The 26,763-nt window shown below is 54.7% G+C and carries 24 protein-coding genes and 1 pseudogene; 13 read left to right on the forward strand and 12 right to left on the reverse strand.

Features of this window, described 5'->3' with window-relative positions; all coding sequences use genetic code 11:
* The first annotated feature begins 57 nt into the window (after positions 1-57).
* On the forward strand, positions 58-561 hold the full coding sequence (locus AC0L3D_RS10895) for a MarR family winged helix-turn-helix transcriptional regulator (protein ID WP_473644269.1): 504 nt from the start codon (positions 58-60) through the stop codon (positions 559-561).
* Positions 562-686: 125 nt separating this feature from the next.
* Positions 687-977 carry a hypothetical protein gene (locus AC0L3D_RS10900; RefSeq protein WP_473644271.1) on the forward strand — a complete coding sequence of 97 codons (291 nt, stop codon included), beginning with the start codon at positions 687-689 and terminating at the stop codon, positions 975-977.
* Between the two features lie 79 nt (positions 978-1,056).
* On the opposite strand, the gene AC0L3D_RS10905 is transcribed toward AC0L3D_RS10900, so the two are convergent.
* Positions 1,057-1,290 (reverse strand): hypothetical protein, encoded by a 234-nt coding sequence (locus AC0L3D_RS10905; protein ID WP_473644273.1) that lies wholly within the window; start codon positions 1,288-1,290, stop codon positions 1,057-1,059.
* A gap of 529 nt (positions 1,291-1,819) precedes the next feature.
* Between AC0L3D_RS10905 and AC0L3D_RS10910 the strand changes: the two genes are divergently transcribed.
* Positions 1,820-3,283: a DNA sulfur modification protein DndB gene (locus tag AC0L3D_RS10910; protein WP_473644275.1), complete on the forward strand. Its 1,464-nt coding sequence runs from the start codon at positions 1,820-1,822 to the stop codon at positions 3,281-3,283.
* Between the two features lie 474 nt (positions 3,284-3,757).
* Here the strand turns inward: AC0L3D_RS10910 and AC0L3D_RS10915 are convergent, their stop codons facing one another.
* Complete coding sequence (locus tag AC0L3D_RS10915; RefSeq protein WP_287303302.1) at positions 3,758-3,988, reverse strand: hypothetical protein; 231 nt, start codon at positions 3,986-3,988, stop codon at positions 3,758-3,760.
* Positions 3,989-4,396: 408 nt separating this feature from the next.
* Between AC0L3D_RS10915 and AC0L3D_RS10920 the strand changes: the two genes are divergently transcribed.
* The 8 genes from AC0L3D_RS10920 to AC0L3D_RS10955 all read left to right on the forward strand — a co-directional run bounded on the left by AC0L3D_RS10920 (position 4,397) and on the right by AC0L3D_RS10955 (position 13,168).
* Complete coding sequence (locus AC0L3D_RS10920; RefSeq protein ID WP_287303321.1) at positions 4,397-4,813, forward strand: very short patch repair endonuclease; 417 nt, start codon at positions 4,397-4,399, stop codon at positions 4,811-4,813.
* A 238-nt stretch (positions 4,814-5,051) separates the two neighbouring features.
* Positions 5,052-5,282 carry a hypothetical protein gene (locus AC0L3D_RS10925; protein WP_292215137.1) on the forward strand — a complete coding sequence of 77 codons (231 nt, stop codon included), beginning with the start codon at positions 5,052-5,054 and terminating at the stop codon, positions 5,280-5,282.
* Positions 5,279-6,295, forward strand: coding sequence for a DNA (cytosine-5-)-methyltransferase (dcm, locus tag AC0L3D_RS10930; RefSeq protein WP_473644277.1), 1,017 nt, complete (start codon positions 5,279-5,281; stop codon positions 6,293-6,295). Before AC0L3D_RS10925 ends, dcm begins: the two co-directional genes overlap by 4 nt.
* Positions 6,261-6,659 carry a hypothetical protein gene (locus tag AC0L3D_RS10935; RefSeq protein ID WP_473644279.1) on the forward strand — a complete coding sequence of 133 codons (399 nt, stop codon included), beginning with the start codon at positions 6,261-6,263 and terminating at the stop codon, positions 6,657-6,659. Before dcm ends, AC0L3D_RS10935 begins: the two co-directional genes overlap by 35 nt.
* On the forward strand, positions 6,659-8,188 hold the full coding sequence (locus AC0L3D_RS10940; protein WP_473644281.1) for a hypothetical protein: 1,530 nt from the start codon (positions 6,659-6,661) through the stop codon (positions 8,186-8,188). Before AC0L3D_RS10935 ends, AC0L3D_RS10940 begins: the two co-directional genes overlap by 1 nt.
* The gene (locus AC0L3D_RS10945; protein ID WP_473644283.1) at positions 8,178-9,014 is read left to right on the forward strand and encodes a hypothetical protein; all 837 of its coding nucleotides are present in this window, start codon (positions 8,178-8,180) and stop codon (positions 9,012-9,014) included. The genes AC0L3D_RS10940 and AC0L3D_RS10945 overlap by 11 nt, the downstream gene beginning before the upstream one ends.
* On the forward strand, positions 9,011-9,760 hold the full coding sequence (locus AC0L3D_RS10950; RefSeq protein WP_473644285.1) for a DUF6339 family protein: 750 nt from the start codon (positions 9,011-9,013) through the stop codon (positions 9,758-9,760). Before AC0L3D_RS10945 ends, AC0L3D_RS10950 begins: the two co-directional genes overlap by 4 nt.
* 678 nt (positions 9,761-10,438) lie before the next feature.
* Positions 10,439-13,168 (forward strand): Hsp70 family protein, encoded by a 2,730-nt coding sequence (locus AC0L3D_RS10955; RefSeq protein WP_473644287.1) that lies wholly within the window; start codon positions 10,439-10,441, stop codon positions 13,166-13,168.
* Between the two features lie 177 nt (positions 13,169-13,345).
* Here AC0L3D_RS10955 and AC0L3D_RS10960 read toward each other — a convergent pair whose 3' ends face one another.
* From AC0L3D_RS10960 to AC0L3D_RS10985, 6 genes are all read right to left on the reverse strand, one after another.
* Complete coding sequence (locus tag AC0L3D_RS10960) at positions 13,346-14,092, reverse strand: hypothetical protein (RefSeq protein ID WP_473644289.1); 747 nt, start codon at positions 14,090-14,092, stop codon at positions 13,346-13,348.
* Positions 14,053-14,778 (reverse strand): hypothetical protein, encoded by a 726-nt coding sequence (locus tag AC0L3D_RS10965; RefSeq protein ID WP_287301867.1) that lies wholly within the window; start codon positions 14,776-14,778, stop codon positions 14,053-14,055. Before AC0L3D_RS10965 ends, AC0L3D_RS10960 begins: the two co-directional genes overlap by 40 nt.
* A gap of 3 nt (positions 14,779-14,781) precedes the next feature.
* Positions 14,782-16,104, reverse strand: a complete 1,323-nt coding sequence (locus AC0L3D_RS10970) for a hypothetical protein (RefSeq protein ID WP_287301870.1) — start codon at positions 16,102-16,104, stop codon at positions 14,782-14,784.
* Positions 16,105-16,113: 9 nt separating this feature from the next.
* Positions 16,114-17,346 carry a hypothetical protein gene (locus tag AC0L3D_RS10975; RefSeq protein WP_287301872.1) on the reverse strand — a complete coding sequence of 411 codons (1,233 nt, stop codon included), beginning with the start codon at positions 17,344-17,346 and terminating at the stop codon, positions 16,114-16,116.
* 237 nt (positions 17,347-17,583) lie between these two features.
* Positions 17,584-19,287, reverse strand: a complete 1,704-nt coding sequence (locus AC0L3D_RS10980) for a phospholipase D-like domain-containing protein (protein WP_473644292.1) — start codon at positions 19,285-19,287, stop codon at positions 17,584-17,586.
* An 864-nt stretch (positions 19,288-20,151) separates the two neighbouring features.
* The gene (locus AC0L3D_RS10985; RefSeq protein ID WP_473644294.1) at positions 20,152-21,810 is read right to left on the reverse strand and encodes an esterase/lipase family protein; all 1,659 of its coding nucleotides are present in this window, start codon (positions 21,808-21,810) and stop codon (positions 20,152-20,154) included.
* Between the two features lie 136 nt (positions 21,811-21,946).
* Here AC0L3D_RS10985 and AC0L3D_RS10990 point away from each other — a divergent pair, with 136 nt between their 5' ends.
* Positions 21,947-22,222 carry a hypothetical protein gene (locus AC0L3D_RS10990; protein WP_473644296.1) on the forward strand — a complete coding sequence of 92 codons (276 nt, stop codon included), beginning with the start codon at positions 21,947-21,949 and terminating at the stop codon, positions 22,220-22,222.
* A gap of 534 nt (positions 22,223-22,756) precedes the next feature.
* On the opposite strand, the gene AC0L3D_RS10995 is transcribed toward AC0L3D_RS10990, so the two are convergent.
* The 4 genes from AC0L3D_RS10995 to AC0L3D_RS11010 are packed head-to-tail and all read right to left on the reverse strand — an operon-like array spanning position 22,757 to position 25,341.
* Entirely contained in the window at positions 22,757-23,128 is a 372-nt protein-coding gene (locus tag AC0L3D_RS10995) for a hypothetical protein (RefSeq protein ID WP_473644298.1), read from the reverse strand.
* Positions 23,129-23,175: 47 nt separating this feature from the next.
* Positions 23,176-23,772: a cupredoxin domain-containing protein gene (locus tag AC0L3D_RS11000; protein WP_473644300.1), complete on the reverse strand. Its 597-nt coding sequence runs from the start codon at positions 23,770-23,772 to the stop codon at positions 23,176-23,178.
* 10 nt (positions 23,773-23,782) lie between these two features.
* Positions 23,783-24,700, reverse strand: coding sequence for a hypothetical protein (locus AC0L3D_RS11005; RefSeq protein WP_473644302.1), 918 nt, complete (start codon positions 24,698-24,700; stop codon positions 23,783-23,785).
* Positions 24,697-25,341 (reverse strand): hypothetical protein, encoded by a 645-nt coding sequence (locus tag AC0L3D_RS11010; protein WP_473644304.1) that lies wholly within the window; start codon positions 25,339-25,341, stop codon positions 24,697-24,699. The genes AC0L3D_RS11005 and AC0L3D_RS11010 overlap by 4 nt, the downstream gene beginning before the upstream one ends.
* Positions 25,342-26,238: 897 nt before the next feature.
* On the opposite strand from AC0L3D_RS11010, the pseudogene AC0L3D_RS11015 reads away from it, so the two are divergent.
* A pseudogene (locus AC0L3D_RS11015) lies at positions 26,239-26,647 on the forward strand (transposase); the annotation flags it as partial.
* Between the last annotated feature and the right edge of the window lie 116 nt (positions 26,648-26,763).

Here is a 26,763-nt window from a genome sequence, read left to right on the forward strand (position 1 = left end):
GATGTTGACAACAAGGGTGTCAATCGCAGAAATTCGCAAGACAAAAGGAAGGAAGCGATGGCGTCGGCACGACACGGGAATGACCAGAGGACCGAGGCGGACCCCATCGCTGACGGCAAGGCCGAGGCGATCACCGAGCTGATGCTCGAAGTGGCCCAGTGCTTCTTCAGAATACGGGCTCTCGGCCAGAAGACCGGGCTCATCACCAGTTGGGGCGGCGGTGCGTTCGGCTTCATGCGAAGCCTGGCGCTGCTTGGTCCGCTCACTGTGCCGCAGATCGCCCAGATGCGGCCCACCAGCCGCCAGCGCATGCAGCGGCTGGCGGATGAGCTAGCGGCCGAGGGGCTCGTCGAATTCATCGACAATCCAAAACACCGGCGCTCGAAGCTTGTGCAGCTGACGCGCAAAGGCGCCGCGCGCTACGGCGAGCTGAACGCCCAGCTCCTGGCGATCGCCTCGACCATGGGCGTCGCTCTCGACGAAGCCGACATCCGCAAGACCGCCGCTATCGTGCGGCAGCTGAGCGACGATGTGAAAGTGCGGTCGGAGCAGTTGTCGTAGCGCTGATGCGAAGGCTGCGGCAGCGCCATTGAAGGGAATCCAGCTTGAGCGGCTCCCGACCGCGTGCCGTTTCAGCCTGGATGCGCTTGGCAGCTGCCACTTCCGCCCGGCCCGCCGGCGAACGATTGCCAACCGGAACCTCTGCGGAGCTGAGGCGTTCGAAAGGCCTGCCCGATGACAGCAGCGCGCCGCTTGAAGTCGACGAGGCCGCGGTCGACCGGTTGCGAAAGCAGCTGCAGGGCAAGCCCGAGCAATTTGGCGAAGGTCAAGCCAATCCCGACGAAGTCCCGGCTGGCATTCCTGGAACCGGCGAGAATTTCTGTCGCCGCTGCGCCGGGACAGGCATGATCGACGGCCGCACCTGCCCCGAATGCGGCGGAACCGGAAAGGTGACGACGCCGATCGGCGGCGGCTAAGGCGATCAAGGTTGCGAATACGTTTCCGCGTTTCGATCCGATCACCGAAGCGCCAAGGCGCCGATGAAAATTATGCGGATCAGATCGCCGGCACCCACTTCCAGAACACGCCCTCCATCCGTTCGGGGTAGTGCTTGAACTCGCATTCGAAGCGCCATCCGTAAGCCTTAGCGGCGGCCAGCGCTTCCTTGCTGACCGGGTTCATGCCCGTTCCCGGGGCGAACCAGTCTTCCAGCAAGTCGTCGGGTATGTAGCAGCCGATCCTCAAAGGCAGCTTTTCGAGGACGACATCCATTTCCTCAGGTGCGGACAATGGGGTCTCCTTTCAAGAGATCTACCCACAACAAGCCGTCGAGGTGGGTTGGGTTCCAGAGCATGGCTGAGGTGTAAGGTGACAGTGAGGGGCGGGCAAGATTGGATTCGAGGTCTGGCTTTAAGATATCGCTGAAATAGGAGGATCGGCACATCGCAAGCTTGGCGCACCCGACAGGATTCCCACCTTGGCCTTTCGGAGCGCTGCCCTCTATCCAGCCGAGCTAGGGGTGTCTTCGTCAGCTATGACGACGAGCAGGTCGCCCGCCATGCTGTTCCCCGCCTTTGGCGAAGTATCGGAGGGGTCATGAGGGACGACGACTGGCTAGCCGAAGCAGAATCGTAGCCCGATCAACCCACCCCAGCCCAATCTTGATCTAAGCGATCGGAGCCGCTCCTGATTGACTGCCACCAAAAAAACCCTGGGGCATAGATAATTTTCCCCAGGGCTAAAAAAAAAGTTCCCAGGGAGATTGTCTTTTCGGAAAAGCGGTGTATTTATGCTTGTATCAGAAGCAAGGAAGCAAACAATGATCCCGTCGCAAAATGGCCTGCCTACCCCTCTCGGTACACTCGATGACATACTTGAAGCGGGGGATACCTCTGAAAAACCGATGAAGGTGTTCATCGGCCACAACCTCGGCAATCGAACATTTTTGATGCAGATGCCAATGCACGAATTTTTTGCGATGTCAGAAGTTGCGAATGATGCCGGGCGGGATGGCGATACGGTTGCGCAACGCAAACTGGACCCGGTGCACGCCCATAAACTGGCAATATACATCCTCAAGGGCTTAGTTTCGGCAGCAATTGAACGCCGAGAAATTCTCAAAAAGGAGTCGAGCGCTCCACTCCTCGAGATGATGAGGCGATTGGGTAAGCAGCCCTATATGGCCGTACAGCCGCTGGTTGTTAATATCCGCAATTGTAATCCGCGCGGGGCGGATATTCGCGGTGATCGAATGGTCGATCAACGAACTGAGGAAACAGCCGGGTTCAAGGTCTTTCTGGCACAGAGGCATGTTCTTTGGGTAATCGATGGCCAGCATCGGCGTAAAGCAATGCAGATCGTGTTTGATTTTCTTGAGCAGGTACGGGCCACACGCCAGTACCCCAAGAAAGGAAACCTCCTTGGGTTTTCGGATGGGGAGGCTCTCAATGCCGATGATGCGAAAGTGTGGGAAGAATGCTTCGAGGTTGCGAGAACATATTGTACAATTCTTATTGAGGTTCACCTCGGGTTGACGCCGGACGAAGAGAGACAGCTTTTTCACGACCTCAATCGGCTTGGAAAGAAAGTTGATACAAATCTAGCATTACAATTCGATAACTCAAATCCTGTTAATTTGTTTATAAAAGAAAGGCTTATTGACGCCCTTGGTCTTCAAGTTATTGAAAATGACGTCAAAGCCTGGGAGGACGACGAAGGGGGGCTGCCTAGAAAAGATGTCGTCGGTGTTAACGCTATACTTTTCTTGAACCGAACAAATATTAGCGGTGCTAATCCGTCGATGGTTGAAGGAAAGACCGACCTGGCGTACCGATTTTGGACAGCTATACAGGCAATTCCGGGATTTGGGGAGGAGCGCGCTCGCGAAAAGACCGTGGCCGCTCAGCCAGTTGTTTTGAAAGCTCTAGCGAAGCTCGTGTTTGATTTTAGCTTCAGCAACCGCAAGCCAACTGATGGCGATGAACTAACCGACGTTTTGCTAACGCGGCTGACTGACGTTGATTTCAGCCATTCTAATCCGATGTGGCAATATTACACCCTCACGCCAGAGGAACGGATGCGCAATGGTTTGGACGGGCTGGAAGCTTATCTTCCATCGGAGGAAAGCGGTAACCGTGATCTTGGTAGTCATCAGCTTGGATTTATGCGCTTTGGTGCAAAGCACAATGACATCTATCCGATACTAGGAGATATGATCCGTTGGCGGTTGGAATTACCCCCTCGGCGTAGTGCCGAAGCTCGGGTTGCTTTGGCGGCAGCTTAAGACATTAGCCTTGGAGGCCCAGCATCAGGGCCTCCAAGATCCATCCTCGCGTTACCTAAAGGGAACTCGGATGATAGGTCTGCAGGAACTTGCACCATTGAGAGTGGCCGACTTCCTGGTTGCGAGCACTATCGAGCGCTGTCCAAAAACTATGATGGTGCGAGAGTTATTCATGAACGCCGTCGAAGCAGCGCTCCAGGCTCCTATCGGCTCTCAGCTGATCGAGATTCGGAGCTATAACATGGGTGGAGCACAGAAGCTTTGCATCTGGAGCACCGGGCCCGGAATGTCCAGCGAGGAACTGCATCGGGTTTGCGATCTTGCTGCGTCATGATCGACGGCCGGACCTGCCCCGAATGCGGTGGAACAGGAAAGACGCCGATAGGCTGAGGCGATCAGGACAGCGATCACGTCTCGCGGCAAACTCGATCACTGAAGCGCCAAGGAGTCTGGTCCGATGGAAATTTGTGCAGATCAGATCGCCGGCACCCGCTTCCAGAACACGCCCTCCATCCGTTCGGAATGCTTGAACTCGCATTCGAAGCGCCATCCGTAAGTCTTGGCGGCCGCAAGCGCCGCCGGGCTGACCGGATTCATGCCCGTTCCCGGCGCGAACCAGTCTTCCAGCAAGTCGTCGGGTACGTAGGCGCCGATCCTCAAAGGCAGGTTTTCGAGGACGACATCCATTTCCTTCGGTACGGACAATGGTTTCTCCCTTCGAGAGTAGCCAAGAACAAGTCATTCGAGGCCGATTGGGTTCCAGAGCACAACTGAGATCGAACGCGATATGGGCGGGCGAGTGTGGATTCGACGTCCGGCTTTACGAGATATCGCTGGAAACAGGAGGATCGGCAGATCGCAAGTTTGGCGCACCCGACGGGCTTCCTGGGCAGAGTTCAATACGCCGGGAGATTGGGCGCCAACATCTGTGCATATTACCGTCGTTCTCGCACATCAGCCGGTTTTCGTTGCCAGGTATTCGTTTAAGGTCGAGGCAAGCGACTATCTACCGGTCCGTCCACAGAATGTTAGCTGAGCCCGCCCAAACATGAAAACTTTAATTACAAATTGCCATCAACCGGACCTGCGCGTTTGGGCAAGGGTAGCTTGACCGTGGCCGATCGGCACACTCTAAGGCAGCGAAGCCACAATATGAGCCGCATTCGATCGGCCAACACGACTCCGGAGTGGACCGTGCGTCGGATCATGCACCGCCTTGGTTTTCGCTTCCGACTTCATCGTCGCGATCTACCGGGCACGCCTGACCTTGTCTTGCCGAAGCACCGGAAGGTGATCTTCGTTCACGGCTGTTTTTGGCACCAGCATGCAGGATGCCGCTTTGCTAAACTCCCAAATTCGCGTCAGGACTATTGGCTGCCTAAGCTCGCTCGGAATGTTCAGCGAGATGCGAGCGCCAAGCGACAGCTGGAGGAGGCAGGCTGGCAGGTGTTTGAGATCTGGGAATGTGAAACTCGCAACTTACCTGCTGCAGAAGCAAAACTCTGCTGCTATTTTGAGTCGGATCACTGAGTGCATTGGCGTGCAGCTTTGCCAGCAATCAATTCCTCGTCGCGCATGCCCCCAGCAGGCCGTCTCAAGTACGACGAGCGGTTTCAGCGGGGACTGATATGCTCGGGGGGCGAGCATATCAGTCACGTATCCTTGAGTTCAGGCTGCCTGCTTCAACGCGTATATCCGTAATATTTACGCGTCCCATTGACGCCGCAAACTCTTTCCGATAAAGCGAACTTACAGGCAGGAGAGCGAGATGGCGAGTGCGCGGGACAATTTCGTCCGCTTGGCAGAAGCAAGAACAAAGAAGGTTTTAAAGGATCTGGACCTCCTGGGAAATCTTTCAAATAGGTCAAATTACGCCTATTCAGAAGAGGACGTGAAGACCATCTTTAAGGCTGTATCCAAGAGAATGCATGACGTTGAACTTCGCTTCAAGGCTAGTATGACCGCAACCCGGGAGGCTGACTTCAGGCTTCCTCGATGAAGGCTGCTGCACTATTTTCCGGCATTGGAGGGTTCTGTCTAGGATTCGAGCGTCAGGGGATAAAAACCCAGTGGGCACTGGAACTTAATCAGCACGCAGTCGAAACTTATCGGGCCAACGTTTCTACACCCAGAATCATTCAGAAGGACATCCGAGAGGTGTCCGTCGCAGGCGACGACCTAGAGCCGGTAGATGTACTTCATGCTGGATTCCCGTGTCAAAGTTTCTCCCAAGCGGGGACGCGTTCCGGTTTTGATGATGATCGTGGCAAGCTCTTCTTTGAGATTATCAGATTGCTACGAGAGTTTGGGTCCAAAAGGCCTCCCGTCTTGGTCTTGGAGAATGCGCCGTTTTTCCGCTACGGCGACGGTGGTGCATGGTTTTTGCGACTTCAAAACGAAATCAGGAAGGCTGGCTACTGGTTTAGGGATGAAAATGCTCAAGAGATTGACGCATATAAGTTTACCACCCTTCCTCAGCAACGTGTGCGCCTCTTCATGGTGGCGCTCTCAACAGATCATTTTATTAGCGGGCGATTTGAATTTCCTAAACCCAAGTCGGTGAAAGCAAAAGACCTTAGAGAGTTTGTTGACTTTGACAACGATGTAGCTGAGCAGTACTATTTGCCGAAAGACAATCGCTATTACCACATGATAAGCAATTCTGCGAAAGGTGATCGGCAAATATATCAGCTTAGAAAGTATCTTGTTAGAACAAAAGAACCTGGCGTGTGCCCAACTCTTACTGCCAATATGGGATTGGGTGGGCATAACGTGCCCTTTGTGTTCGGACCGTCAGGTCTAAGGAAGCTGACAGAACACGAATGCTTGGCTTTGCAGGGCTTTCCAAAAGATTTTCACTTTCCGGAAAGTGTTCCGTGGGCAAAGCGATACACTCAAGTCGGCAACGCGGTAGCGGTCCCGGTTGCAGAAGAGTTGGCTAAATTTGTTCGCAAGCGATTGGCGACTGGGAGGATAGATGGTGGCGAAGATCGGCTTCGAATTTCCGCGTGACAATTCTCAGCAATGGGATGGCTTCAATGAGCCAGGAATGGAGCATTTCGCGGGGTCGCCGTTTCGTTCGTTAGGGCGAGAGGGAACGCAGAACGCGCTGGATGCTGCGATAGGTTCACCTGTTGCCGTAAGTGTTCGTTTGATTGAAGTTCCGACAGCAAGCATTCCGGACTTGGACCAGTTTCAGTCCACGGTGAAGTTGTGTGCCACTGAATCTCACGCTGAGGGCGAAAAGGCCAAGCAATTTTCGACACTGCAATTGACCTTCTGGGTAAGTCGAAGATCTCAATCTTGCAATTTTCTGACAGCAACACTTCTGGTGTTAAGGGTCCCTGCGAGTTGGGCTCCCCATATTTTGCCCTGATGAAGGCGACAGGCCAATCAAAGAAGGAGTCCGGCACGGCCACGGGCTCGTTCGGCATCGGCAAGTTCGCCCCTTTTACGGTCTCTGGCTTGCGGACTATTTTCTTGAGCACACTGTGGAGTGACGAGAGTGGTGCAACGCATCACTATGTTCAGGGCAAAGCGATACTCATGTCGCATCGTAGCGGGAGCGCTACTCATCGCGGGACTGGTTTTTGGGGGATAACAAAGAATTGTCAGCCCTTGGTTGGAAACTTGGATGAGTTGCCCGACTGGCTACATCGTCAGGGTGACGGTCCCGGGAATACGGGAACGACTCTCAGCATCCTGGGTTTTGTGCCGACCAAGGGCTGGGAAAAAATACTTGCTGCAAGCATCGGCGAAAGCTTTTTCGGAGCAGTCTGTCGCGGTCAGCTTACGCTGACGATCGAGGGAGGCCCAACGCTTAGCGCAGGAACCCTGCCAAGTTTTTTCGCCGACAAAGACACCCTAGACGCAATCAAAGATCAGAAAGAAGAGCCGGAGACATTTCAAAACAGTGGCCATTTTTTGAGAGCGCTTTCCAGCACTGAGAGCAAGGTCGAGGAGACTCAAAATGCTTCGCTGGGCCACTGTCGGCTTCACATCCTCGTTGGGGAGGGGCTTCCAAAACGCGTGGCCGTCTTGCGCAATGGAATGCTCATAACCTCCGAGCTCACTCGCTTGCGGCGTTTCGGCGAGTTCAAGGAGTTTGTCGCTGTTTTGGAATGTCTTAGTGACAAGGGGAACGCGTTGCTACGAGCAATGGAGCCACCGCCACATAACGACTTTGAGCCGGATCGCCTTCCCACGCCCCAACAACAGAGAGCCGGTCGCGTAGCGCTACGTGAACTAGCGGAGTGGGTGCGGCAAATGTTGCAGCGCCACGCTCAAGACCCCGTTGCAGAGGTCTCTGAAATCGATGAGCTCGCCGAATTTTTTGGCGATGATGAAGAGGGTAGCGGGCCAAAGGACAAGAATGGTGACGAAAATCCAAGAGGCGCGTTGAAAATCCGGGCGCGTCCTTTGCCGAAGAAAAAGTCGACCAGTTCCGATACTCACGACGACGCTACCCAGGAGGCTGGTGATACTGACTCCGGCGGTGATGGCGATGACACTGGCGACAGTGGCGGCGACGGTGGCGGTTCAGGCGGTGGTGGGGGCAAAAACGAGTCAACGGGCGGAGACGCGACCCAAGGCGGCGCAGGCGGCGGGAGTGCTCCAAAGAATCCGGTCTCCATGCTCGCCCTGCAAAACGTCCGCGCGGTTATTTTGTCTCCCGCGAGAAGACGAATTTCTTTCACTCCCGAAATTGCGGGTCAGGTGAAGGTAACACTAGAAGACTCGGGCGCAGACACAAACCGGACCTTGAAAATAACGTCCACATCTGCCGGTATTGTTTTGGGTGGCGACCTGAACATTCAGTGTAACGTGAACCAACGCCTTACTGTAGATGTAGAGCTAGATAGGGTGTTCGAGGGCACGATTAAGGTCAAAGCTCATGCAGTTTGATAGCCTAAGAGCCTTTCCATACCCAGTGTTGAGGCCTGACGTAGACGACTACGTCGATGGTGATATTCAGGTAACCGTCGAGTTTGAACCATCGGCCGACGGGCAAGAGGTCATCGCAGAAGTTACCTTCCACCTAAGCGTCAAAGAGCTTCACGAGGAGGTGGAAGCCGGAAGAGCTCAATATACGACGGTATTTGCCTGCCGGGACACATATTTTCGTCACGTGCACGCGTCTGGAGAAGAGAGTTTCAAGGTCACCTTTCCGGCTGGCAGATTGCGTGGCGAGGTGCAGATATTCCCGTATATCGCGTCGGTTAAACTTATAACAGACTATAAAAGTAAGTTGATAAATTCTGAATTTGGCCCGGGCCCCTTTAGGTATGAGATTGGCTCCGTACTGGCAGTGGACCGCCCCCAGATAATCTACATTGATCGTGACGTATTCAGGCCCCTGTCGTCGGTGTTTGTTCTGATTGGTGACGATTCTATCGTCGGACATGAATGGCAAGTTCGTACCACCGACGATAAAGTTCGGATTCTTGTAAGCTTAGAGTTGAAAGAACTCATAGATAAAGCACGAAACAACAAAGCAAATCGTGCTGTTTTAATGAACTCTATATACTTTGCGGCGGTGATGCACTGTATCTCTATTTTGAGGGCCGGTTCGGAAGACAATGATTCGCGTTGGGCCAAGGTAATGCGGCAGAAATGCCACAATGAGGGTGTAAATATAGAAGATCATGACGATTACCTGATAACCGAGAAGCTTATGAGAAGCCCATTTCAGCTGATCGAAGCCTACGTATTCCATGGAGTAGGGCAATGAAGTTGCGTATTTTGCGAGAGTCGACCGTTGCAACATTGAGAAAGACGATCGCAGCTAATGTTGAAGTTTATAGATCGGGGAATTTTTCGTTTTTAGACCTTGACGCCACGCAGTATCACGAGCTTCCCATTTCGCCGCGAGTGGAGGCGCTAGAGATGTTGAAGCTTCCCGTAGGAGAGGAGTTCTACGAGGTCGAGAATTGCCTCGCTGTTCACGCGTACCTTCCCGAGCTGACGCCATATGACGCTCGCGACGAGCGTCTGTGGTGCCATCTCACGCATACAGTTTTGCTTGACTATCTCCGGGCCCGTTGGCCGATACCCAGTGATGATGAGAAAGCCGTCTCGCATATCGAGACCCACTTTTTCGCACGGACCAATCGCCAGATTGAACGAGATAATGCGGCTTCGCGGTTATGGTGGATGTCGCACCTATGCACACGTGTTTCTGGCATCGATCAGAAAGAGGCGCTGGAAGCCTTCTTGTTCCGTGCCGATGTGAGAGCCAATATCATCGAGAGGCCTACGATAGCTCAGTCGACGAATGTTTTTTCGGTGATCCTACGCGGACTGGTTAAGTCAGCGGCAGGGAAGAAGACGCTCTTTGAGCGCAATACGTTCCGAGCCATCATGATGGAGCTTAACTCAATCGGCGGATTTCGCTTGCTGGATGTCATGCCAGAGCCGGAAATTCGCAAGATTTTTGATTCCGTGTTGGAGACCCGCCTGGGCGTTACGGGATACTGAGGTGAGTTCGCGACTGTTGCCTAGTCAGACAGATTTTACACGGCGCATGCACAAATTTGTCCAGAAAGACGAGTTACAGCACTACCGAAACTGCCTTTAAGCAGGAAAATTCAATCGCTTGATTATTACAATTTGTTGGACGTCACAGAAGGCTGGATCTCTCAGCCTAAATAGAATCAAACGCTTAGCCCTTCCTGCGACAAATCACTGGGACTGAATCCGCCACAGAAGGCTGAACTTAACCATCGTCCCGACACAAATGACTGGACGCGGCACGTTCCCGTAAAGGCATTGTCTGTCGGCAATCCCGTCCCACGGAGGCAGCCAGCACTGCCAAGTTGTTGAAGCGGCACCGGGCGTCATCATGATCATGGTGCCAACGCCCATGAAAACGGAATTTCGCGACGCGGTACGTTGTTCAAGGCAGAAAATTGCCTTCTCTCAGCCTTTCATTTGAAGTCACGTGTGTCGCAATGACATCTCGAGCATTGTGCGGACCGTCACCCACTAGCCCCAGTACGGTACCCTGTTTCGGGTGTGGGGATTGCGGTCCCGCAGCTGGGAACTTAACGAACATAAATCCGCTTTTGTGTACGGCTGTCATCAATTTCCTACCACCCCTTGAGGGCGCGTCCGGGTTGTGGTTTGTCGTCCCTGATGCATACCGAAAGTGATCAAATGTCATTAAAAAAACTTCCCTTCATTAGTTCTGTACAATTGGCGCGCATAGACGACAGTCAGGTTATTCCGACAGCACTGTTTTACGAGGGCAAGAAAGCACACGTCGGCCGCGATGCACGGGACAAATGTACTTCGCCGGAGTTGCTAATTGAGGACTTCAAGATCGAACTTGGGAATAACGATCCAGACCGGTTGGTAAGCCGATCCACGCTTTCAAACGCTGCGCGGCGTACTCCGGTCGGATTGGCAAAAGACTTTTTTGAGGAAGCCCTAAGGAAGATAAATGGCTGGCTTGCCTCGCAAGGGCTTGCGGTTCCAACCCGTATCCTGATTGCCGAGCCCCTATCTCTCGGCGGCTCCGAGCTGGCTGCAGAATCATGGCTCGCCCATTACAGGAAATCGATCAAGAAGGCCCTTTACGGCAAGTTTGAGGAGATCGATTTCATGCCGGAGCCCTTCGCGGTATTTCAGTATTACCGCTATGGACTTCGGCACCCAAGTGTAGCCGAACAACGCAAACACGTTGCACTGGTTCTGGATTTTGGCGGAGGGACTTTCGACGTATCTGTGGTAGAAACAACTAAAGCTGGCGACATAAGCGGTGGAGGTGTGAACTCCCGCCCTCTCGGAGCGACGTCCATCCAAGTAGGTGGCTTCTACATCAATCGTATACTTGCGGAAGAGTTACTATTTTCTGTTCTGGGCCCACGCATAGAAAAAGCCCAGGTTCGTAAGTCTCTCACCTTTTTCTATCAAAACAAGAATGCAGATGAAGAAGATATCGCCGACTGGAGTCAGGATAAGCGCACCTTCTTCAAGCATTATAAAAGGCTTCTACAGGACGTTGAACGGGCCAAAATATCAATTTGCAATAGTATCGCGAATTGGAATTTGGCTGCAGACCTGTCTGGGATAGCTCCCTATCCAATTTCCATTCCTGTAGATCCATTCACTGAAAACGCTGCCCGAGCGAGCAAGAGGTTAGATGCAGCAAAAATTAAAGCGATATATACGGAGAATATCTGGAACGCCAAACTCAAGGAGGCAGTGTCCAGAACTATTGATCGGGCCAAAGACGAGTTAGGCGGCCAGGAAATAACAGTCGTCCTCCTATCAGGCGGATCGTCAAATATCCGGTGGTTACGTTCATTGTTGGAGAGGGATCTGAAAAGCCATCTGCAAAGCGCTCAAATACTTGAGCTAAGTGAGAACTTCTCGGAGATCGTGGCAAAAGGGTTGGCCACAGAGTGTGCCCGAAGATACTACACAGGTGGTCAAGGGGACTTCAGGGCAGTTACGTACAACCGGCTATGTTTGCTACTTCGATCAGATGACGGCGAGCTCGAACTCAAACATTTTCGTCCCATCAGTGAGAATTTGAAGCAGGAAGGCCGTGACGCCAAAGAATATGAGGAAGCCGTTTTGCTACCCGCGGCGAGAAGCTTGCGCGGGCTTATGGGTCAGGCGCTCCGTTGGAAGGTGAAGTTAGCCAAGCCGCCCAAAGCGAACCTGAGCTACTACTTTATGAGATCATCCTTTGATCCAGACGATCTGGATTCGCGGCATAACGTTGTCCAGACGCGTATCCCAACGCCAAAGGGAGCAGTCTTCCAGCAGGGAATTGAGATCGAACTTGTCGTAAGGGAGGATGGTACAGCGGAGCCAGCTTTCTATTATGGCAAGGACAACCGGCGGGAGGGCACCCGCGCCGTTGGTGAACCGTTCTACATGGACATGACATTCGCTGCCGAAGAGGTGCCAGGCGAGACATATTTGGGCTTCGACTTCGGTACCAGCACGTCTGCCTGTTCATTTGTAAGTAGCTCAGACATTCAATGGATTGAGGAACGCTCCAAGAGTGCAGACTGGCTAGAGCTGGCAGAGTTGGTGAACGAATTGCCTTATCCGGTAGCTGCGCCGCTAGCGAGATACATGTCAGAAAAGGATTCTCAGCGCAGGCTTGACAGGGGGCGGGACGCCATCGAGGCCATGCTTACCTTGATGGCTTACACGACGCTGGCAGAGTATTCCACGCTTGAAAAACAGAATAGCGCGCACTTCAAAGGCATGGCGCATCGGTCAGCAGGACCGCTCTGGGCAATATTGAAGAACTGCCTTAAGGCCAGCCGGTCTGAATTGCCATATTCCACGTCCCTCCTGCCGCTTACTCAGAAGAACTTGACCGCAATAGACAACTGGATTGACCAAATTGCCAACTCCAAACATGGGCGCGGCTCGAACATCGACTACGTAAGCTTCCTAAGTCTTTTGGGAAACACGCTTGCTAAGACATTTGGCGATAGCTGCCTTGGTGTATTTGAGGGGGTGACGCCAAAGCGATTCGGTCAGGGTCGCTTCAAGGGACTGTTCCGCGAGTTGAAAGGGCCGTCTCAAACATTTATTCATGTTCACGAGTACGAGGGATATCAAGCTTTTTCAGATGAAGATGTTTATATAGTTCAACCTAAGACCGGGGTTGCCCTCAGTTTATCCCCTTGGTATATTTGGGGGTTAAACAATTCTAATACGTATGACGAAATAGATCTATTTGAATACGATACATCGAAGACCGGCGGCTTCGTTTTTAAAGCTGTTCAACCGAACCTGGAATGCACGATTTCGGCAAGCGGAAATTTCGGCGAAACGGCCGGTGCTATTTCTGCGCTACGTGAGCGCGAGCAGAAGAGGGAGCTTGTTAGAGATTTGACATTCTCGAATTTAGATTGAGTTCAGTAAAATACGCAGAAATAGCGAACTCGATCGCGGTATTGTCGCTCGGCTAAACAGCGGCAGGGAGGGCGCGGTGCATCATCATGAGGCGTTGACCTCGGAAAGGACCATCATCCCGACGACGACATTGCGAAGCTAGATTGACAGCTACCCGCAATTAAGGGCCGTTTGACGTCACAGGAACTCAATGCGATCTCCAGCGATGTGTATCTTGCTGCCCGTCAGATCCGCAAGCCGTAGCGTCCGATTGTTGAGCGATCGCTCGACCTTTGGCGTCAGCTCGCGCTCGATCCAGCTGTCGAAAGCTGCGTTTGTGGGACACACATGGATCTTCGCGTTGTAATGGTGGCGGGCATCGCGACCGGTATTGATGCGGACTCGATTCCAGCGATCGCTTTGGAAGAAGAGGCCCCATTTGTTGCTCGTGTAGCCCCTGAGGTGATGGACGAGGCTTTCTGAGTTGAAGCGGTAGTTGAGCTGCTCGAGCACGAAATCAACCTCTTCCACGTGCAGCTCCCGCGGCGCAGCTAGCAAGACCGCGTAAGCAGCCTCCGCGAGGCTGCGGGTCCCCGGAATAAGGCCGTGGCGAGCGAGACCATAAAGGGCGCGGCCACCCCAGCAGAATCGGTTGTCCTGAGATAAGGCGACGTTGATGGACGCTTGGGGGTTTCCTGTGTACTTCTGGCCCACGAAGCGGATTACGTCGTGGACTTTTACCGGCTGAGTCAGGCCTTTGTGGCAGAGCTCGGCGTAGGCAACATTCGCGAGTGTGCGGGCTGTTCCCGATGGGATCCCGCTGCACCAGCAGGGAAGGACGCCGATTTCCTCCGCCCTTCGAACTTCCCAGGCCGAGAGCTCGGCATCGCATCGGGAACACCGCATCATGCCGCAATGCCCCACGGGATGGTCCCGCTCAGCCACCGCTCGAAGCTGCCGGGTCGCCTGTGGAATCTACGCCAGAGTTCATCTGACCAACGGTCTTGGACAGCCAGGAAGTGATCGATGGTCGCGTTCGTCGGCAGCCTCGGTATCAACCAGCCACCGTGAGGCTGTGGCGTGCATACAACATTGAGCGGCCGGGACAGCCAAGTGAGGTAGCGACGAGCGAGGCGATCCGGCTCGATTTCCGGCCAGGACGTCGTCTCGGCGGCGAGGATAGGTGCTGGCCAACGGTCCGGGGTTATCAGACAGATCCCCCACTGCGCGGCGTACCGTCGGAGCTCAGGAGATACGTGGCCCGTGCCTCCGAAAACGCGGATCACAGGCGACATCGCGTAGGTATGCTGTTGGAGCCAATAATCGTCCGTCGCGGCCTTAAAGCGCAGCAGGTCGTTCTTGGGAATCGAGCCCCGGTACGCCTTCCACTCGCCGATGACGACCGCCTCGTGCGTGCGGCCCGTGGCGTCGATTTGGTGATACAGCCCTGACAGAGACTGGCTGCCGAGCGAACGGACACCGGAGAACACATCTACAGGTCGCACACCCGTTGCCGCGAGGTGCCGCTCGACGCGCCGCTCGAAAGCCCGACCATCTCCCGCCTCTCCTGCGGCGTGGTGTGCATTCGCGAGACAGAAGAAGTCGCGGAGGAAGGCTGTTAGAGAAACCACGATCTACCCCTTTGAAAAGTCCGGCGCCGCGATCATGGTGGCCGGCGGGCTGTCGTTGATGACCTCGTCGTCCCCTGCCGCGATCAGCGAGAGGTGCGACTCAACTACAGCAGCATCAATCTTGTCGAGGTTGTCCGCGGCCGCGAACGTGATCATCTTGTGGGCCTTCCGGAGGAGGTCGCGGGGCTTCTTGGTCGAGTGGGACCAGAGCTCTTCGATGGCGTCTTCGGTGAACGGGCTGAGCGCGTCACTGGCGGTCGCTTCGTCGCGGCGGGCAGCGTGGAGATAGGCCGTCAGCAGACGCTTTGCCTGATCATGCGTCCCCAGTGGAGGCATAACGACAACAATATGGCGGTTCGCCTCGTCTACGCGGAGTGACGGGAGGTCTGCCAGTTGCCAGAATTCTTCGATGGACGCCAAAGCGCGAGGATGCATTGTAACGACGATGCTCACCATGTCCGCCATGGGGAGGAGCTCTACGATAAAGTCGCGGAATCGTTCGACCTCTACGCTACGGGTTTTTTTCGGCGTCTGAGGGGAGGCGAAGTCCTCGAGCTGGTCGCAGAAAAGCATGACCTTACCGATTCCTGCTGCCTTGATGAACAGCAGCATCGTGGCGAGAAAGTTGGCGCCAGAACGGGTACGTTTCTGCGGAGTAATACCGTCGAGATAGTCCTGCACGGCGCGCGACTCGCCGGCGCACAACGCGACGAGGAACTTCTCTTCGGGCGGGCCGAGCGTGCGGCCCTTTAGCGCACGGTAGACGTCATGGCAGCGCTCCGTCAGTGTCAGGGTGTCCTCCGTCCCTGCGACGGCGCAGAGACGCTCGTACAGGCGCTCGTACAAGGTCGGATCGTCGTCGTGGAGACGGAAGTCGGCTCCGTACTCGACGGTGCTGAAGAGCAGGCTGTTGAGATTCTTCGTGCTGGCGGTGTCGAACGAGGCAAGCAGCGCGCATACCGGGTTTTCCAGAGCGTCGCTCTCCTCCATGCCGACCTTTGTAAAGGCCGCCGTTCCGAAATCCTCGTTGAGGAAGCACGACAGGTATTGCAGCAGGACGGACTTGCCGTACCCTCGCGAGTCGGAGTCAAAAACCGTCGACTGTGACCACAGAGCGCCGAAACGCTGGCCGTTGTAGATGGCGCCGAGGACGAACTTGCCAATCGCCTCATCGAACTGCTCAGTCTGCACCTCGGGACGGAAGAGCCGACCGTTCTCACGGTCGTCACTACCGCCAAGAACTGCGATGGCTTCTGCGGGGAACGGGTTCCGCTCCAGACCCCATTTGTTGCGGATCCAGGCGACTGCGGGCAGGGGAGGCGACATAACGAGCTCCTATTTTGCGGGTTTGGGTACGACGGTAATAACATTGTAGGTGCGTGTTCCCGCAGCGGCTGTGGTTAGGATGAACGGCACCGCCGACGTCGGAACTGAGCCAACCGAGACTTGGTCGAGATGGACTCGCCAGGGGAGGTCGTGACCGCGGCGTCCGGCGATTATGTCGGTGACCGCTCGATCGAACTCGTCATCGACGATGCGGAGCTTCCAGCAAACCGCCGCTCGAGCTTCCCATACCGGAACGTATGTGGTTCCCGCCGCTCGCGCTTGCTGACAGTAGTCATATAGCTCAACGAGCGCTCTATCACGCCACTGGCCGCCAGCTCTGCGATTGACAGTTACGTCCCCATCAGCCATCTGCATCTGAGCAGTGCTCCAAAACCGTAGCGCGTATGGACCGGGTGCGTGATACGTAAAACAGGCAATACCGAGCCAGCGGCTCCATCGCCGGGCGATTTCCAACGAAACATAATCGATACCACACCCCGCTTTGTTGAATGCGAGGCGGACCAGGGCTTCCTCGCAAGTCTGCGTGAATGCGCGGGGCGTGGGGAATGGGTCCTTATCCCGTGATTGGGCGCGGGCAAGAACGCGGTCGAGGTAGTGGTTGACCGCCATGCTGATCTCGGAAGCGTCGGAGTGCCAGCCGAGATCGACAGAAGCGAGTGCGCTCGCGACGAAGTCACCGATCGCGGAGCGGTACGCCTGTTGTGAGCGCTGGTTGGGGGGGAGTTCGGTCCACCGGAGCAGCGGAATCACGAACGATGACCGTTGATTGTCGATGGCGCCAACCACTGTCAGGAAGGAGGTGAAAGCAGGGTGGGCGCGCACCAGCCTCGGGAGAAGATCATCATAAGCCAATCGCCGATCAGATCTGAGAAGCGACACCCAATCTTGGCCTGCGGTTGTGATGCGATAGCTTGCGTCCTTGTGCGCGTATGCGGACTTGCCACTCGATGGCAAGATCGCGTTCTCGACGAAGCCGAGCCGCATCAACTCCTTGAGCGCATCCGTGACGTTCCGGACATACTTCTTCTCGTCGCCACGCCACGCCCGGTACTCAGCAGGATCTAGAGGATCCCCAGGCGATGATTGCCGAAAGCTCCAGATATGATCAACGAGCGCCAGCCGAATCCCCTCGAATGGAAGACCAGTAGCGACCGCCTTGGCGATCGTTTCGAGATACGCCAGCTCCTGCAAACGGGGCAGGCCCTGTCCACCGACAGTCATGCTGCCTCCAGCGGAAAGGACCCGGGTGAAGGCCGACGGTTCATTCGGGGCCGGTGAGAGTGGTCCGTCGTCATGGGAACACGGTGCGGCAACGGGCGCGAAAACGCAATCTCCACGTTACAATTTCCCTACTCATGCCCCATGAGCTCAATTGTATAAATAATGGAGACTGCTGGGGAGTAAACCACCTCTGCAGGCTGACCGATGCTTCTACGCTAGGGACCGCCCCCTTGCCGCCTACGAGAACATCTCGCGGTCCTTGATCCGCCGCACGTCGGTATAGTCCCTGAGCCACCACGCATCGTCCCCGGCCGCCGGCGGCAGCTTCAGCTGCAGCTTGGTGCCGGCCGTCTTGGCTTCCTGCTGCGCGATGCGGAAGTGGTAGTGGTCGAACATCCGTAGCGCCTCCACCATGTAGGACACGGCAATCCGCCGGTCCCGGGCGAGGATCAGATTCTCGCCATTCGTCACGTCGGCCGCCTTGGAGAAATTGTAGGAGCCGAGATACACACGCGCGCCGGGCTTGTCGAAATCGATCACCACGAACTTGTGGTGCATGCGGTTGCCGCCACCGCCCACCGGCTCGGCCTTAAACGGTGCCGGCGTCCTGCCCTTCAGCAGCGCGGTTGGGAACACCGCTGGTGGATTACCGTCCGGCTTCTGCACGTCGAGCCCGCCGACCTTCTTGTCGGAAATGCCGTAGACGAAACGCGCGTCGTTATCCCGAACCCGCGTCACCGCATCACGAATCGCCCCAGGCGTCTGGTACAGGAATGCCAACGAGAACAGCAGGCTCGACTTGGTGCCGTCGATGTCGTCGGCGATCTTCTTGAGCTGGGCGTTGGCCGGCGCGTGCGGCGAGAACGTCACCTTGACGTCAACCCCGGTGATCCCCAGGTCGCGCCAGCTCGCCGACCGGCTGGTCGCGAATCCGGCTTCTGCCCAAAAATCCTCGAACGCCTCGCGGAACACCCGTACCGGGTCGGCGCCGGTGAAGATCATCGCGTTGTTCGACTGCACGTAGAAACCGCGCCAGCTAAAGTTGGTCGACCCGCCGATCGCCTTCTTTACCTGGTTGCCCTCGACCACGATCATTTTGTTGTGCTGCAACTTCCCCATGTTCTGGCGTTTGACGTTGCCCGCGCCAGCAGAGGCGATGAGGACATCCGCCGACTGCGTCTCCCCCGAATGCGGCTCGCCATGCTTGCCGTCATCGTCGATGATGATTTTGAGCCGTGGCCCCAGCTGCCGCAGCCGGTCAACGAACCCCTTCTCGCTGAGGTCGTAGGCGACGACGTAGACATTGGCGCTCGCGTCGGCGATCGCCTCATCCAGCGTCTCATAGATCGCATGCCGCCCCTCGAACCCCATCCAGTTAAGGGCATCGTTCGTCTTGGAGTGGGTCGGGGTGAACACCAGGCCGTCATCGGCGCTTTCCGGCAGCAGCGTGTCGATCGGCCCATGCCGTTCGTAGCGATCGACGAAGGCCTGCGAGGACACGAAGCCCCGGGTGTAGGCCACGTTCAGCGCACCCGGATAGGTCTCGCGCCTGAGCTCGATATTCGCCGTCTGCGGTTCGCCGCAGCTCAGTTGCTGCGCCTCATCCATGAACACCGGCGTCACCATGTAGGTGAATTCGCCGGGTATCTCGGCGTTGAACGGGAAATGCACCCAGCGGAACTTCTGGATCGGCGACAGGCGCGACGACAGTTTGTTGGGATTAACCTCGCCGGCCGGGCCTGGAAACGCGATCCTGTTATGCACCGCGAGGAACCGCGTCCCGCCCGGAATCCGGTACTCGATGGCGAAGCCCACGAAATCCCGCGGCGGCTGCCCGTTGCGCCAGTTCATCGCCAACAGCGCCATGCCGTCGCCGCGATGCACTTTCAGCGAGAATGGCGCCGTCCCATTCTTGCCCGTAACCTGAAACTCTCCGGCCATTCCGCTGCCCCCAAGCACAAGCGGCCACCCGCTGCCCTGGCAGGCGCACCCTTCGAACGAAGACGTGTTCATCGAAGTAACGGTAGAGGTTGGACGCTACCACGACCGAACGCTGACGCAAAGTATCGTTGAACACTTTCCCGTCTGAATATCGACGTAGCTGCAGGAAATAATAGTCGACATACTACCAACGGATGGTAGGTCATTGTGCATGTCCGACAGCGCCATAGCATTCGATTTTGGCGCCGGATTGCTGCGGTTGGAGGCCCCACCACAGCCGGTCAAAAGCGTCATGGCCTATGGCGTCGGATAGGCACGGCTACTCCGCAAATCAAACGAGCTGGCACGCCGAAAACGAAATTGGCGGGTAGCAATGTGGTTGCAATTGCCACGCCCCTAGCACTCTTCATAAGGCGCAAGGCCATATCTCATTGATATACTTGGAGTTTTTTGTTGGACGTCAAAAAAGGCTGGACTCAGCCCTATTAATAATCAAACACCTAGCCTTTCCTGCGACAAACCAGTTGGACTAAATTCGCCGCAGAAAGCTGGATTCCTCTTTCGTCGCGACCCGAAAGATTGGACTCACCGCTATCGCCTGAGATGGGTTTTGGACAGGTGTCTCCGTCAATCACCTACGGATAGAACGCCGGCATTCCCCAGTAGCAGGAATGTCAAGATGAATGCGGCCCGGTGATGCGGGCGTTCACTCTCGAGCGGCCTCTGAATATGTCTGACCCGGCGCTACCTGTCTGAAATGATGTTTGCGGCCTCGTCGATTTGCACACTCCGCTCGCGGTTCCGGATCCTAAGACGCTTCAGGTCCGTGTTGGCATGCAGCCATCATTGACTAATCGGACGCGATCATCCTCCTTGCTTTAGTTTCTTGCGAGTCGATGGTGCGGGCCTGGACCGGCTGCGGAGCACCCGGACATCCCCTACTGCAACATATTCCGGTTCAGCCACGGGAACTGCCAACCGGCTGGGTCGCCGCGAGGCTGACTGCGAGTCGAATGCTAGAATCGCGTCACTCGTGTCGAAGGATAGAATTGCTTCCCTAACAGAAGCCTCAAGAAAATAGCCAAAATGGTTGCAGGACAGAACCGGTTGAGGCTTGCCAAAACCAAGGGCTGATTCTGTTGGCACCACAAGATCGCTCGGGCGATCGCGAAAAACACCTAGCAAAGCGCCTTCCAACCATACTCCAAAACCGGAAGGTCCGGATGAAATTTCAAACTGACTTCCAAAGCAAGTGACTAGATCTGCATCGTTAAGCGAGGCAAGTAAATCTATTGCATCAGAATCTTCTCGCATCACGTCGATACCTCGGGGGAGTTGAGGCGAATCGAAGAGGTAGGAATAGGCTTTCGCCGGTAAGGATATAAGCGGAAGACAACCCACCAATTCCTCGCCGAGTTTATAGAGTAGGTTTAGGGCCTTTCCGCCGATCGCGACTAAGGGAGTGCCCAAATGTGGGGTTCCGAATGTCATGATTTCGATCTGACCGGGGAATCCATCCCGCACCAACTCGGCGGCGGCACGGCGTGCCACAAGTCCTCCGCGGGAATGCCCAACCAATAAGAGGCGCTGCACGCGGAAGCGGCCCCGGATGAAGCCCGCTAGCTCCTCTGCGTTCTCTTTGAGCGGGCGAAAAGTATCGTGCTCATACCGATAGATGGGATAATGGTTTGCGCTTGCGAGTAAGTCTTTCAGGCCTTGCAGGCCACACGAAATCATGCCGTGAATGAAGACAATTGCACTGTGGGTGCTGACTGAGCTTATGCTTGATATCTCAGGGCAAAGATTCGCAATTTTGGAGTGCCGATTTGACATCTGGCTCAAACGGGATATTTGGTTCGGATCTCGATCGAACTCATGTTGCGAAGAAGTTAGGCGACGAGCCACCAAGCCACTGACATATCCGGCTGTTCCGGGAATACTGGCGACGTAGCCGTGCCCCCTGCTACGCATTGTGGTCCAGCCGTCAATAACAGCAGATTTGGTGCCAAAATATCCCCGCCAATCTAGGATAGTTTGAAGTGTGTGTTCGGGCGATCCATAGCGATGGCGAAGCCGGTTGACCCTGTTTTCATCGCCGGCGTTCGGTATGTATTCGAGGACGATTTGCTCCTCTTTGCCCGTGAAGGGGATGATGACTGCGGTGCGGTCGTGCCAAGCGATCGTCGCGGGCTTTTCCTGCATACCCAGATCTCTGTCGCTCTCGAAGTAGAGCGCTAGCGCCTCTTCGATCGCCTTTAGCTTTGCGGGACTGGCCCAGTCAAATTCATCTGCCGCCTTCTCGGCATCTTTGCACCACAGTTCGATCGCATCTCGTGCCAAACCCTTGCCAGGGTCTGCTTCCAGATCGAGTTGCTGGACGAAGAAGGATGGATCGGGTACAGCGAGATCCTCGGATGTCGCGAATGAGCGAAGACGTAAACTTGAAACCGGTTCATCTGCATCAAGTGTAAATATCTTGACCGCGGTCCAAGCTCCATCAACGAATGCAGCCGCCTTCCACATTGAAACCTCCCAGCTTAGCAAAGGCTCAACGCTACGCTCTACTTTACGAAAAATTGTTAGCTCTTTCCAGTCGGCTACAGTGCGCCAAGGCAGAGCCCAAGAAAACCCTACAATTTCACTTTGCCGGCATCATAGCATGGAGTCAGTAGACTGTAATGATGAATTTGGGATTCCCATTGAGGCGCAAATCAACTTCAATGCTGGCTTTTGGAAGCTGGCGATGGACGGCGAGGTTTTTGCGAGACGATCGATTCTCGCCGATTCGGTCGGTGTGTCTGAGAACCTGTGGCTTGTGGTCTACATCGCGTCTGAACTTGTGCATCGCCTTGACAGTTCGGACGTTTTAGTTGAGGCTGTCTGGCAAAATCGAATTAGTCGATTTAGTGCGCTTGGATTGCGTCGGGGATGTTAGCGAGGTTGCTAATAATCGCTAGTATTGCAACATTACTCGCAGGATGTTGCTCCTCATTCGTGCAATCGGCTAACGACGGAGAGCCTGCTACCAACAAAATTGAGCAGTGTCCTCGGCGTGGTCCTGCGAATGGAACTATCCCAAATGGTTCAGAGTGCAATTTTCTGGTTCTGAGTGAAAAACTTTGCCGCTATGATGCAAATGGTGAGTTCTTGCGCGAGGAAACACATGCAATAGGGGCATGCGTCTGTAGTCCCACCACTTCGAGGGTGACGAAATAAAATTGCAATCAAGCGCAGCAATATCGGGTATTTCCGCTACAATCTAGTAAAAAGGAGGGTGGCCAGTAAGCCTGTTGCGTCAGACCGGTCAACCATCGCCACAGCCCCTAATCCAGAGAAATGATAGATTTGTCCTGTTACTGGGCCAGTCACGACATACTTCCCATTTTTGACCAACAACAACTTAACGCTAGAGTCCATCGCCGGACGGTCCAAAAACTGCCTTCGGGAACGTGGCCTGTTCGCTGCAAAATTACTCGAATTTCTTTTGCAGCAACTCATTGAAGTCTTCCTCCCGCTCATCCAATTCCCGCTCATCCAAGCGCTGTACAACCACACGGGTGGACAATGCACGATCTATTAGTACAGCAATGCCGGAAAGGGCAGGTATCACAACCACGAACTCCCAGCCATCTCTACTGACATAAACCGCAAGAATGGCCGAAATCCAGATGGTAATGCAAGAGAAGCAGTTCATGCCGCTACCCAGCAAAAGTCCAACAGGCGAACTACTGATCCGTTCAAATACTGCGAAGGGGCCTTTTTCCCTCGCAACAAGATCTGAAACGCGCCAGACAGCTATGCTGGCCAAAAAAAGCCTACCGATAAACTCTGAGTCGATCATCGGCTCCGCTTAAGTAGCCCTCATCTTTAGACGCCTCATCCCTGTAGCTAATTGGATCTTCCGGAGATTGTGTAGTCACTTCCGGTATCTACATCCCACACTACCGTATCGCCAGCATTGATCTGTACCACTGGGGGAATAGGTGCCTGCCCAGTTCGAAGCATTACTAAGTGTGTTGCTCCGGTACCAGCAGATGCAGTTACTCTAACGGTACCGAATTGCGGTTCGGAAGCCCCTTCAAAGACGGTATAACTATAGTTCGCGACCTGGAAGAAAAAGTGGCTAAAGGCGTCGTCAATACCCAAGCTTTGGCTATTGAATTCATCGAAAGCGGCGTCAGCTTGACCATTGTCGCCAACGATTGACATTATTGGAACATTTGGATCCGGATTTTTAAGGTGCCAGGAACAAGAGTCCCCCACCATCACATCGAGAGGCGATGGATCATCCACCAGAATGAAAGATCCATTTTCAAAGTCAACTGCAAACTCAAAAGGCAGAGGATCCCTCGTGCCATCGTTGGCCGTAACGTTGATCGTGTAATCCTGCTTAAAAAGTACGCCCCATGTGTACGTGCCAGGCTTGTTAAAGAGGTGATAATAACCATCTGAGTGCGTAAGCAACTTCGAATCAAAGGTGTCCATGTGTCAAACCTCATGCAAAGGCGATTGCAATTTGGATTTCTGGATCCGCGATTTTAGTTGTTACAGAGCCAATAGTCAGATCGACTTCTCCCTCGCCATCCTCTCCCGCAGAAAGGAGTACTTGCCTTGCCGGCAGCGTTGCAATCTTAAAGGGAATTGTAGGAGAGAAGACATCGATCAAGGCAATCATCCGCCGCACCAACTCCGCAATCGCATCGAGCAACCCTGCCAAAACGCGTCTCAATATGTTGATTACAGTTCCAACGAGTCCCGCGATAAGTCCGCCGATCAGCGGAAGACCACCTAGGGTCCGATGCACGGCATTGCGGAGTTCCGCCACTATGTTGTCAAAATAGTAGAGAAGATCTGGCCTTACCGAAAGAATCGAGGCAGGGAATAACTTTAAGAGTATATCCCAGTTATTTCCTTTATAGTCTGCGGCAAGCTGAAAGAATGGTGAGAACAGAAGTCTGACAATCGGGATAGGAATGTTGATTGCTAGGGAAGGCCAAGTTACGCATACCTGAGGCGTACAAACCTCCATCCCAAAAAGCGTTACACAGTGACGTTCTGGAGGTATGCATATACGGGGTAAGACATTTCCTAAATTCAAACCCAGCCTAAGATTAGCGGTGCCCCATACGGCAACGTCCTTAATGGCTATTTGTTGTGCCAAGTCGATCAGATCAACATCACCACCTTGAACATTCAGATTAACGCTATAACCTGCTTCGAAGGGACCCCATCTCCCGGATCCAGCTGATGTGATTGGTTGGTTTAACGAGCGACCAATCAGTGTGGAAAGTGCTGTTTCACTTAGCGCCAACTTCACGTCATGTGGAGGAATTGCGGCGAGTGTCGCGGCATACGGCCTGACGACCTTTATCTTGGAAGGGAACGCCTTCGAAACGCGAGCAGACCTCTTCATGCCGATGCTCCCCATATCTTTAGCTGGCCGGGTGGTGTTCCAGGATTCTCGCCGTCAATTTCCGGTCCCCTCGCCACCGCCATTGAAAAAGCTCCGAGTCCTAGAGCTTTTGCAGGCAGCTTAATCCGAGAAAGCACGCCGTTTAGAAACTCTCGAAGCAGGTATTGCATGAGCGTTGAAAGACCTCCTGCGCCTGAAATGACCACATCTAGGAGGCTGAACGAAATCACGGTATCTGTGCCAATCTTCTGTACGTCAACTTGCCCCACCGCCCAGATATCAACAGTGGTACAGATGGGAGCAGAGTTGCCAACTGATCCAGATAAAAGGCAGATAAGTGCCTGGAGCCGAAGCCCAAACTGGCCCGCGTCGATTGGCAGCGGGGTAGGAGGAGGGACCGTGAAATCATCTGGGTAGAGCACGATTTCAGGCGTCGGCAATTCGATGGAGTAGTCAATATTCTTGTTTGTTCCCGGCACAGGTATAGGAGGAACGATGGTAACGCTGTCGGGCGATGCGTCCCCCAGCAAGCTCGAGTAGTTTAGGTAGCGGGGACGTGCCCTGGCAAATGATGAGAGTAGCTTTTGCAAGCCACTGCCCGCGATCGCGGCGTAAAGGTCATAGCCATTTGTGAGTGACATATGCCGTGCCTTCTACTTACCACGAAGGAGTTAGTCGCTCGCCTACAGTCGAATAATTGAAATTAAATGGAACGCAACCATCACCGCACAAGTACAAGCGATAGAATACGCTCAAACTCGCGTCCGATGTCATCGCTGGACTAGCCATCCGAAAGTTAGCACATGTCCACATTCTTTTGGGCATGCTGAGCGATTGAAGATCAAACGTCAAGAGAATATTTAGGCCAGCAATGTAGACCTATCGCTACATCCAGCCTTAGATTACCCAATTCCGGGACACCCGTTTCGCTTCAGTATAATTCCCTCCGACTGCAAAGACCCGAACGGGGCGGTCGATGTTCTTCAGTGTTTGCTCGCCAGTATTCTCGAAGGTCAGATCGAGCCGGTTACCGATATGGTCTCGGACAGTGCCGGACACGGCGACTCCGCCGGGCATGGCGATGTTCTCGAAGCGCTCCGTAATGTTAACGCTGTCGCCATGGATGTCGTTGTCATCAAAGATGAGGTCGCCAAGAAGCTTAAAGTAGCAGGTTCGGCACTAAGTTCTAGATGCAAATCGCTCTGACCGGTTGCCAGAACATCAGCGGGATTTTACTTTGGAAAAGGTTCGATTAATGTGAGTACGCCTGCGGAAACATTTTGGCACTTTTGCCTGGCCATCCGCGCCACTCCCAAGCCGATGACCGAATTGACGTTAAACAGACGTTGGCGCTAAGATCTGTGCAGGTCGGAAAAAGCGCGGCCGCGATCTCCGGCGACACTGCCGTCAACGTCCGCTTTCCGGCAGTGGCGAGGCCGGCAGCAAGGTCGGATATGCGGCGGATTTCGTTAAAAAAGGCGGAGTTGCTGGCGACTTGAAGTCCTGATTCAGTCTCTTTGAAGAGGGAGATTGAGTTGATGATGGGTGAACGGACGGTGATGCAGGAGGCGCTGTTCTACGAGTTCAGCCTCGAACGCCAGGTGCCTGCCGATCATCTGTTGCGCTCGATTGACGGTTCGTTGACCTATCCGGCATCCGCGCTCACCTGCGCCCTTCTACAGCGAGATCGGGCGACCTTCGATCGATCCGGAACTGATGATCCGAATGCTGATCATCGGCTATTGCTTCGGCATCCGCTCGGAGCGTCGGCTCTGCGAGGAAGTGCATCTCAACCTCGCCTGTCGAAAGACTCGGCCTGGAGGGCGACGTGCCGGATCATTCGACTTCTCGAAGAACCGCCACGGCTGCTTTCGCGACAGCGATCTGTTCCGCGAGTTGTTCGAGACAACAGTGCGGCGCTGCATGGCGGAAGGGCTTGTCGGCGGCGCCCGGGTGGGCCCCCCCCCCCCTGGGTCAACCCGGCCGGGCGCGGTAGAGCACAAGCTCGCGCGCCGCCGCACTTTCAGGAATCATGAAAATCTCGCCGGCGTGAGCGAACACCT

Source organism: Mesorhizobium sp. WSM4837, from assembly GCF_055811435.1.

Bases quoted from the DNA above. Each gene is read 5' to 3' on its own strand.
- AC0L3D_RS10895 (WP_473644269.1), top strand. From the start codon at position 58: ATGGCGTCGGCACGACACGGGAATGACCAGAGGACCGAGGCGGACCCC.
- AC0L3D_RS10910 (WP_473644275.1), top strand. From the start codon at position 1,820: ATGATCCCGTCGCAAAATGGCCTGCCTACCCCTCTCGGTACACTCGAT.
- AC0L3D_RS10925 (WP_292215137.1), top strand. From the start codon at position 5,052: ATGGCGAGTGCGCGGGACAATTTCGTCCGCTTGGCAGAAGCAAGAACA.
- dcm (WP_473644277.1), top strand. From the start codon at position 5,279: ATGAAGGCTGCTGCACTATTTTCCGGCATTGGAGGGTTCTGTCTAGGA.
- AC0L3D_RS10935 (WP_473644279.1), top strand. From the start codon at position 6,261: ATGGTGGCGAAGATCGGCTTCGAATTTCCGCGTGACAATTCTCAGCAA.
- AC0L3D_RS10940 (WP_473644281.1), top strand. From the start codon at position 6,659: ATGAAGGCGACAGGCCAATCAAAGAAGGAGTCCGGCACGGCCACGGGC.
- AC0L3D_RS10945 (WP_473644283.1), top strand. From the start codon at position 8,178: ATGCAGTTTGATAGCCTAAGAGCCTTTCCATACCCAGTGTTGAGGCCT.
- AC0L3D_RS10950 (WP_473644285.1), top strand. From the start codon at position 9,011: ATGAAGTTGCGTATTTTGCGAGAGTCGACCGTTGCAACATTGAGAAAG.
- AC0L3D_RS10955 (WP_473644287.1), top strand. From the start codon at position 10,439: ATGTCATTAAAAAAACTTCCCTTCATTAGTTCTGTACAATTGGCGCGC.
- AC0L3D_RS10970 (WP_287301870.1), bottom strand. From the start codon at position 16,104: ATGTCGCCTCCCCTGCCCGCAGTCGCCTGGATCCGCAACAAATGGGGT.
- AC0L3D_RS10975 (WP_287301872.1), bottom strand. From the start codon at position 17,346: ATGACTGTCGGTGGACAGGGCCTGCCCCGTTTGCAGGAGCTGGCGTAT.
- AC0L3D_RS10980 (WP_473644292.1), bottom strand. From the start codon at position 19,287: ATGGCCGGAGAGTTTCAGGTTACGGGCAAGAATGGGACGGCGCCATTC.
- AC0L3D_RS10985 (WP_473644294.1), bottom strand. From the start codon at position 21,810: ATGTGGAAGGCGGCTGCATTCGTTGATGGAGCTTGGACCGCGGTCAAG.
- AC0L3D_RS10990 (WP_473644296.1), top strand. From the start codon at position 21,947: ATGGAGTCAGTAGACTGTAATGATGAATTTGGGATTCCCATTGAGGCG.
- AC0L3D_RS10995 (WP_473644298.1), bottom strand. From the start codon at position 23,128: ATGATCGACTCAGAGTTTATCGGTAGGCTTTTTTTGGCCAGCATAGCT.
- AC0L3D_RS11000 (WP_473644300.1), bottom strand. From the start codon at position 23,772: ATGGACACCTTTGATTCGAAGTTGCTTACGCACTCAGATGGTTATTAT.
- AC0L3D_RS11005 (WP_473644302.1), bottom strand. From the start codon at position 24,700: ATGAAGAGGTCTGCTCGCGTTTCGAAGGCGTTCCCTTCCAAGATAAAG.
- AC0L3D_RS11010 (WP_473644304.1), bottom strand. From the start codon at position 25,341: ATGTCACTCACAAATGGCTATGACCTTTACGCCGCGATCGCGGGCAGT.